The organism is Longimicrobium sp., assembly GCA_036389135.1.
Taxonomy (GTDB): domain Bacteria; phylum Gemmatimonadota; class Gemmatimonadetes; order Longimicrobiales; family Longimicrobiaceae; genus Longimicrobium.
This window is the reverse complement of the sequence record DASVQP010000111.1, coordinates 102,430-110,697: the sequence shown is the minus strand read 5'-3', so window position 1 is coordinate 110,697 and position 8,268 is coordinate 102,430. Positions and strand designations below refer to the sequence as shown.

The following is an 8,268-nucleotide window of genomic DNA, read 5'->3' as shown; positions in this document are numbered from 1 at the left end:
CCCCCCTCTCCCGATAACAGGAGAGGCTGGCGCCTCTGTTATCGAGAGAGGGGGGAGAGTTCGGCGGCATCGGCAGTCGGTGGTGCAGCGCCGGACACGGGCCCGATAAATCGCGCCCCTACCACGGATGCCGTGGAGGGGCGGAGTGCACCCTTTCCCCCGCTTGCGGGGGAGAGGGGGAGCCCGCATGCCTCGACGCCCGCCGCAGCGAGGTGACGAGCGGGGGTGAGGGCCCCTCACACCGTCGCGCCGCCGCAGCTGGAGCCCGCGCCCGCGGTGCAGCCGAAGCAGTGCGGCCCCAGCACGATCTCGCGGTTGGCGAGCGCGGCCAGGTCGAAGTCGAAGATGGTGCGCGGGGCGGCGGGGTGCACCGGCAGGTCGAGCATCTGGTTGAAGTCGCAGTCGTACAGCGTGCCGTCGTAGCCGACGGAGAGCGTGTTGCGGCACATCACGCCCGTGGCCGCGGCGGGGTTGAACGCGGTCACCAGCCGCTCCATGTAGGCGTCCAGCGCGCCGCCCTCCTCCAGGAACTCCAGGAAGCGCGAGACGGGCATGTTGGTGATCGTGTAGAGTGAGCTGAACTCGACGTCGTACAGTCGCGCCATCTGCCGCTTCCACTCCGCCTCCAGCATCCCCTGGCTGCCGGGGAGAAAGGTGCCGACCGGGTTGGTCACCAGGTCCAGCAGGAGCCCCGTTCCCGGCTTGCCGTAGCCGAGCGCGTTGAGCTGCTGGAGCGCCGCGATCGACTGCTCAAAGACGCCGTCGCCGCGCTGCGTGTCCGTCCCCTTCTGCCGGTAGTGCGGGAGGGAGGCGACGACGTGCACGCGGTGCTCGGCAAAGAACTCGGGGAGGTAGCGGTAGTTGGGGAGCTGGGTGATGGTGAGGTTGCAGCGGTCCATCACGTGCTTCCCCGCCGCGGATGCGCGCCGCACGATCTCGCGCCAGCGCTTGTGCAGCTCCGGGGCGCCGCCGGTGATGTCCAGCGTGGGGATGGCGCTCCCCTCGATCACCTCCAGGCAGCGGTCGACCACGGCGTCGCTCATCATCTCGGTGCGGTCCGGGCCGGCGTCCACGTGGCAGTGGCGGCAGGTCTGGTTGCACTTGCGCCCCACGTTGATCTGAAAGACGTCGATCCCGGTCGCGCGGAGCGGAAACAACCCGGCCTCGCCAAGCGCATCCTCGAACGCCCGCGCGACCGGCACCCCCGCCAGCACCTGTTTCTGGCGGCGGGTGGAGGCCAGCTCGGCCTGGCGCTTCTGGAGGGTCGGGAGTACGCGGGACATGGGCCGGGGTTCGGTGAACGGTTAAAGGGCGGTGAAGAAGTGCTAAGTGCCAGGTGCTAAGTGCTGAACTAAAGCCCGGCACTCAGGACTTAGCACTTAGGACTTAGCACTTTCCTTACATCCCAAGCCGGTCCGCGTGGTTCCGCATCTGTAAGCCGTGCACCAGCGATGCGCCGCCGCGGATGGCGGCGGCGACGTGGACGGCTTCGGTCATCTGCTCGGTGTCGGCGCCCTTTTGCAGGCAGTCGCCGGTGTAGGCGTCGATGCAGTAGGGGCACTGGACCGCGTGCGCCACGGCCAGGGCGATCAGCGACTTCTCACGCTGCGTCAGCGCACCCTCGGCGAAGACGGCGTTGTACCAGGCGAAGAACTTCTCCGCCAGCTCGGGCGCGTCCTTGCCGATCTCCGGAAAGCGGGCCAGGTCCTGCGCGTCGTAGTAGCCGGGAGCGTGCGTGTGCATCGTCGGGATCGCCTGGTTGAGTTGCGAATGGGGCGCAGGGCAGGTCCCCTCCCCCACCGGGCGCGTGGAGGAGGGGACCGTGGTCCTGCCGATTGTACGCCACGAGGCGCGTGGGTGGATCTCTGCCGATGCCTCCGGCCAGCGTCTCAGCCGCGGACTTCGCCTATGTCCGCCGTCCGGATGTGCACCTGGCGCACGAACTCCCACCCCGCTGCCGATCGGATGAAGAAGATCCGCCAGCTCTCGATGCCGGTGTGGATGCCTCCTCTGTCCGCGGGCAGCCGGCGATCCCCGAACTCAAAGATCACCGCGGCCGTGTCGCCGCGAAACTCGGCACCACGTGTGACGACCCAGTCGGCGGTGTCTGCCTGCGCCTCCAGCAGGCGCAGGCCGTGCTCCTCCTGGAGGCGCAGCGTGACCCACCGGTCGAAGTCGGTCGTGGGCTCGCCCACATAGAAGTGCCGGAGCGCGGCCGGGTTCCGCGAACGGATTCCCTCGCCGATCCGGTCCGCGATGGCACGAACCAGCATCGTGGTGTCCGCCACCGTCTGCGCGGATGATCGCGACGGAGCGACCAGGGCGATCAGCAGGAGCGCGACGAGCGTCCAGCAGCGGCGAGTCACCGGAACCATCCGCTAGCGGAGGTGCGCGCGGGCCTCGGAGGCGCGCTCCTGGAGCACGTCCACCGCAATTTTCGTCTCACGCACGAGCACCAGCGTCCCCTTCACCAGCCCACCCACCCCCACCAGCCCCACGACCAGCGCCACCACCTCCAGCGGCAGGGCAATGGAGGCGGGGAAGAGCGGCGTCAGCACGGCGCCCATCAGCGACAGGAAGGCCGCCGCCGCGAAACCGCCCAGCGCCACGTAGAAGGAGCGCAGCGCGTGGAGCAGCATCAATGCGCGCCGCTCCGTCGCCGCCAGCTCTCGCACCTCGCCGGGGTGCGGAGTGGAGCCGGTCTCGGTGGCCTTCTCCAATTCCGCGGTCATGATGCGCGCGCGGTCCACGGCGCGCGCCAGGCGGTTGCTGGTGCTCATGATGAGCACGGAGCACGCGTTGGTGAGCACCGCAGGCGCCACGATCAGCGTCAGCGCGGCAAAGGGGTTGGGGATCGCCTGCACTACGCGTTTTCCTTGAGCCGCCGCACGTAGGCGCGGATGCGGGCCGCGTTGGCGCCCACGTCGCTCCTCCCCACGCGCGACACGGAGCGCACGTCCACCCGCGCGATCCCCGATGCGGGCATCACGCGGATCACCACGTCGTCCCTGAACCCCCACCATCCCGTGATCGCCGTCGCCTCGATGCGGCCCTCGTCGCGCTCGGCGGCCACGATCTCCCACCCCATTTCCCGCGCGGCCCGCAGCGCCTGCCCGTACGCGGAATCGGGCGTCATGGCGAGCATCACGGGCTGCACGTCCTGGTACGCCTCTCTCTGGAGCCGCGCGATGGAGTCGCCCTCGTACGCCGATGGGTTGGTGGCGCCCGTCTGCTCGCGCAGCGGGAGAGTGGCGATGAGCGGCGGCGGGTTGCGCGTGTCGGTGCTGATGTCGTGGATGGGCGGCAGGGAACGCGCCTTCACCAGGAAGCTGTACGGCACCAGGAACGCCCCCGCCGCGATCCCCAGCGCCAGGATCGAGGGGAGCACGCCGCGCCTCCTCCCCCGCACCAGCACCAGCGCTACGATCGAAAAGAGCGCCGCCGGCACCGCCAGGTACGCGCCCCACCGCATCAGTTGGAACCCGGTGCTGAAGTGCCAGAACCCCAGCCGTGTGCCGGGCCCGGCCAGGAGCACCAGCAGCCCCGCCAGAATCGCGGTGCCCAGCGCGACCCCCGCCATCGGGTTGCCGCGCAGCGGGGGACGGTCGTTGATGAGGTCTGCGTCTCGCATGGAACTCGGGGAAAAAGGTGCGTGAGTGCGTATTTCTGTCATCCTGAGAGAGCCGCCCCGCAGAGGCCAGGGTGACGCACTGCACTCCTGCGGCGACCAAAGGATCTAGCCGGAGCCGGGCCGGGGCTCGCGTGTCACGCAATCCCCTCGGAACGCGCAGTAGATCCTTCGCTCGGCGCCACACTACAGAACCAGGGTCAACCGCCTGAGCAGCGCCTCGCTCAGGATGACGGAAAAACGTTGGAATAGCTTCAAGTGCCTTCGCGCCAATGCGCCGCACCCCCAACGCACTAACGCACTAACGCACTTCTGTTCCTCCTCCGATGCCGCACCTTCTTCACCACCACCGGCATCAACGACAACACCCCCAGCAGCGTGAACGACAGGAGCACCGTCGTCGAAAGCAGGTCGCGCGCGGAGTGGATGCGCAGCAGCGACTCGCCCAGGTTCACGAAGACGAACGAACCCGGGAGGATGCCGATGGCCGTGGCCACGACAAAGGTGCGCGTGCTGACGGGGGTGAACGCCGGCACCAGGTTCATCAGCCAGAACGGAAAGATGGGCACCAGGCGCACGAAGAGGAGGTAGTTGAAGGCGTCCGCCTCGAATCCCCGCGACAGCCGCTGGAGCCGCGGCCCCATCCGCCGCCGCGCCGCGTCCGCGAACAGGTAGCGGGCCGATAGAAAGGCGCACGTCGCCCCCGTCGTCGCCGCGACGATCACGACCGCCGCCCCCACCCACCGCCCGAACAGAAAGCCGACCGCCAGCGACATCAGCACCCCGCCCGGAAAGGAGAGGGCGGTCGCCACCGCGTACACCACCACCGTCGCCACCAGCATCGCCGCGAAGTGCCGCGCCTTGAAGGCGAGCAGGTCGTCGCGGTGCTCCTTGAGCGTCTCGAAGCTGAGGTAGCGCGGCCCGCCCAGCGCAAAGAACGCCCCCAGCCCGCCCAGGAGGACCGCCGCCAGCGCCCATTTCTTCCACGGCCTGCGGCGCGGCCCCCGCTCCGCGCGCGGCGGGCTGGGGAGGGCGGCTGCGGTGGGGCGGGAGGGTCGCATGCAGGTCGGCTCCGTGGCATGGGGGGGGCGCCGATGAATGTAGCGGCCCCGCCCCGCGCCGCAACGGACCCGGCGGCACGCCCCTCGCGGCTGTCCGCCCGCCCGGCATCCTCCATCCCCCGCGCACGCCCATGTCCACACCCAGCAGCGACCAGCACCACCGCCTGTCCGACCGCCACGGCCCCATCCCGGTGGCCGTGGTCACCGTCAGCGACTCGCGCACCCCGGAGACCGACACCAACGGCATCTGGCTCCGCGAGCAGATCGAGGCGGCCGGCCACACCCCCGCCGGCTACCTCCTGATCCGCGACGAGCCCACCGAAGTGGAGCGCGCGCTGGACGAGTCGCGGGCGCGGGTGGTGATCTTCAACGGTGGCACCGGCATCGCCCCGCGCGACACCACCTTCGACGTCCTGAGCCGCCGCATCGAGCGCCCCATCCCCGGCTTTGGCGAGCTTTTCCGCATGCTGAGCTGGGAGCAGGTGGGCGCCGCCGCCATGCTCTCGCGCGCGACCGCCGGCGTCGTCGGCGGCCGCGTGGTCTTCTCCCTCCCCGGCTCCCACGCCGCCGTCCGCCTGGCCTGGGAGCGCCTCATCGCCCCCGAGCTCCGCCACGTCGCCTGGCTGGTGGAGGGGTGAAGTATAGAAAAAGCCTCACGCAGAGAGCACAGAGACGACTACAAGCCGCAGAGAACTCTTTCTGCTGTTCTTGCTGTTCCCTCTGTGGCTCTGTGTGAGGTGCGGTTTGCGATGCCTGGCGTACAGCCGGATTAGTTGCGGCATCCTGGAGTCCAGACCCATACTATCGCCCGGCCCTCCCTCTGCTCGCCCGAGCGTCCCCGACCCCTCGCTCCCATGCAAACTGGAACCCTCGCGACCGTCGCGCTCCTCGTCTGCGCGCCGCTGAGCCTGGTGGGCCAAAGCCCGGTGCCAGGGTCGCAGAACGACCCCCGGCCCGCCGTCCGGGCCGTCGCCCGGAGCTCGGCGGTCGTGATCGACGGGCGGCTCGACGATGCGGCCTGGTCCGCGGCGGAGGTGGCTGGCGACTTCCGCCAGCAGCAACCGGAAGAAGGCGCCGCGCCGACCGAGCGCACGGAGGTCCGCGTGCTGTACGACGCGAGCGCGGTGTACATCGGCGCGCGGATGTTCGACTCCGCGGGACCCGCGGGTGTGCGCAAGCTGCTGGTGCGGCGCGACCAGCTGCTCAATGACAACGCCTCGGACAAGATCGCGGTGGTGCTCGATCCCCACCGCGATCGCCAGACGAGCGTCTGGTTCGAGCTGAATCCGCTGGGCGTGAAGGGCGACCAGCTGAACGGAGATGCCTCCTTCGATCCCGTATGGGAGGGTGCGTCGCGCGTCGATTCCCTCGGCTGGACCGCCGAGTTCAAGATTCCGCTCTCCCAGCTCCGCTTCCCGCGGGATTCGGTGCAGAACTGGGGATTGCAGCTGTGGCGGACGCTGGCACGCCGCAACGAGTCCAGCATGTGGGCCTTCTGGCGGAGGAACGAGCCGGGCGGGCCGGGATACTTTGGCACGGTAACCGGGCTCGCTCTGGCGGCGCAGCCGCGGCGCCTGGAGCTGCTGCCGTACCTGGTGCAGAAGGGCACCTTCGCGGAGCCGCCCGCCGGCAATCCGTTCCGCAGCAGCCGGGAGCTGGTCACGCGCGCTGGCGGCGACCTCAGGTACACCCTGAGCTCCAGCTTCACGCTGGACGCGACGGTGAATCCCGATTTCGGGCAGGTAGAGGTGGATCCGGCGGTGGTGAACCTCTCGGCCTTCGAGACGACCTTCCAGGAGAAGCGGCCCTTTTTCGTGGCCAACGCCGCCAGCTTCTCGTTCGGAGGGGTGAGCTGCTACTTATGCAGCAACGTGTCGAGCCTCAACCTGTTCTACTCGCGCCGGATCGGACGGGCGCCGCAGCTCGCCGGTCTCGTGCAGCCGGGGAACTACGCCGACTTCCCGGACGCGGCGACGATCCTGGGGGCCGCAAAGATCACGGGCCGCACCAGGGGCGGACTTTCGGTGGCCGTGCTCCAGGCGCTCACCAACGAGGTCACCGCGCGCTACGTCCCCCGGGCGACGCCGGACGACGAACCGGCGAGCCGCGAGATCGAGCCGATGACCGGCTACCTGGTGGGCCGGGTGCGGCAGGATCTGCGCAAGGGCGATACGCGGATCGGCTTCATCACCACGCTGACCCACCGGTTCATGACCGATCCGGAGCTGACGAGCAGGCTCCACGGCCGGGCCCAGGCCGCGGGCGCCGACATCCAGCACTACTGGGGAAGGCGCGGCTACTCGGTCGTGGGGCAGGTGGCCTTCTCCAACGTGGCCGGCGACAGCGGCGCGCTCCGCCGCACCCAGCGCACGAGCGCCCACTACTTCCAGCGTCCGGACCGGAAGGCCACCAGCGACGGGATCTTCGACATCAGCTACGACCCCTCCCGCACCTCACTGCGGGGCTACGGGTTGTACGCCAGGGTCGCCAGGGAGAGCGGGAACTGGCGCTGGGAGACCGCGCAGAACTGGCGGAGCCCGGGCTTCGAGGTGAACGACCTCGCGGCGCTCAGCCGCACCGACTACAGGTGGATGCAGGCCAGCGTGCTCCGGAGCTGGACGAAGCCCACCCGGTGGTACCGCGGCGCGGCGGCGACCGTCTCCGCGCAGCAGCAGCTCAACTTCGACGGTGACCGCACCGACCTGCAGGGCGGGATCTCGGGGGAAATCACCTTTCGCAACTACGTTCAGGCGCGCGGCCTGGTGATCACTCACCTGCCGACGTACGACCCCTACCGCACCCGCGGCGGGGTGCTCGTCCGCAGCGCCGGGTACCACCTCGTCTCGTCGTCGGTGAGCGGCGACACCCGCAAGCGCGTGACGTGGGCGGCGAACGCGCAGGGTGGACCCAACATCGCCGACGACGGCGGGTTCGTCACGGGGGGCGTCAGCCTGGTGGTGAAGCCGGCCGAGAACGTGCGCATCAGTCTGGGGCCGTCGTATCTGTACGACGTCGACCCGCGGGCGTTCGTCAGCAACATCGCCGATTCCACGGCCACGCGGTTCGGGGGCGTCCGGAGCGTGTTCGCGCGGCTGGAACAGCAAAACCTCTCCATGAGCGCGCGCGTCAACGCGACCTTCACCCCCACCCTTACGCTCGAGCTGTTCGCCCAGCCGCTCCTGGCGAGCGGCCGCTACAGCGACCTGAACGAGTACCGGGCACCGCGCACCACGGACGCGCTGGTCTACGGCAGGGACGTGGGAACCATGAGCGAGCTCCGCGACTCCACGGGCCGGGTCAGCCGGTACCGCGTTGATCCCGACGGCAACGGTCCCGCGGCGGGATTCGAGGTCGCCAACCCCGATTTCAACTTCCGGTCGCTGCGCGGTACCGGGGTGCTTCGCTGGGAGTACCGCCCGGGGTCGACGCTCTTCGTGGTGTGGACCCAGCAGCGGTCCGGCTCCGGCGCCTTTGGAGACTTCGACTTCCAGCGCGACCGCTCCGCGTTGTTCCGCGACCGTCCCGTCAACGTGCTGCAGCTGAAGGCCAGCTACTGGTTCGGCCTGTAACGGCAACCGC

The 8,268-nt window shown here is 69.6% G+C and carries 8 protein-coding genes; 2 read left to right on the top strand and 6 right to left on the bottom strand.

Annotated features, from left to right (window positions below; all coding sequences use genetic code 11):
* Positions 1 to 236: 236 nt before the first annotated feature.
* From arsS to VF584_23030, 6 genes are all read right to left on the bottom strand, one after another.
* Entirely contained in the window at positions 237 to 1,283 is a 1,047-nt protein-coding gene (gene arsS / locus VF584_23055; GenBank protein ID HEX8213073.1) for an arsenosugar biosynthesis radical SAM (seleno)protein ArsS, read from the bottom strand.
* A gap of 115 nt (positions 1,284 to 1,398) precedes the next feature.
* Positions 1,399 to 1,743, bottom strand: a complete 345-nt coding sequence (locus VF584_23050; protein ID HEX8213072.1) for an arsenosugar biosynthesis-associated peroxidase-like protein — start codon at positions 1,741 to 1,743, stop codon at positions 1,399 to 1,401.
* A gap of 146 nt (positions 1,744 to 1,889) precedes the next feature.
* The gene (locus tag VF584_23045; protein ID HEX8213071.1) at positions 1,890 to 2,366 is read right to left on the bottom strand and encodes a hypothetical protein; all 477 of its coding nucleotides are present in this window, start codon (positions 2,364 to 2,366) and stop codon (positions 1,890 to 1,892) included.
* A gap of 12 nt (positions 2,367 to 2,378) precedes the next feature.
* Positions 2,379 to 2,864, bottom strand: a complete 486-nt coding sequence (locus VF584_23040; protein ID HEX8213070.1) for a DUF2721 domain-containing protein — start codon at positions 2,862 to 2,864, stop codon at positions 2,379 to 2,381.
* Positions 2,864 to 3,631 (bottom strand): DUF1499 domain-containing protein, encoded by a 768-nt coding sequence (locus VF584_23035; GenBank protein HEX8213069.1) that lies wholly within the window; start codon positions 3,629 to 3,631, stop codon positions 2,864 to 2,866. Before VF584_23035 ends, VF584_23040 begins: the two co-directional genes overlap by 1 nt.
* Positions 3,632 to 3,921: 290 nt before the next feature.
* Complete coding sequence (locus tag VF584_23030; protein HEX8213068.1) at positions 3,922 to 4,689, bottom strand: VTT domain-containing protein; 768 nt, start codon at positions 4,687 to 4,689, stop codon at positions 3,922 to 3,924.
* A gap of 131 nt (positions 4,690 to 4,820) precedes the next feature.
* On the opposite strand from VF584_23030, the gene VF584_23025 reads away from it, so the two are divergent.
* A complete protein-coding gene (locus VF584_23025) occupies positions 4,821 to 5,327 on the top strand; it encodes a molybdenum cofactor biosynthesis protein B (GenBank protein ID HEX8213067.1) in 507 nt (168 codons plus the stop codon).
* A 216-nt stretch (positions 5,328 to 5,543) separates the two neighbouring features.
* The gene (locus VF584_23020; protein ID HEX8213066.1) at positions 5,544 to 8,258 is read left to right on the top strand and encodes a DUF5916 domain-containing protein; all 2,715 of its coding nucleotides are present in this window, start codon (positions 5,544 to 5,546) and stop codon (positions 8,256 to 8,258) included.
* The last annotated feature ends 10 nt before the right edge of the window (positions 8,259 to 8,268 follow it).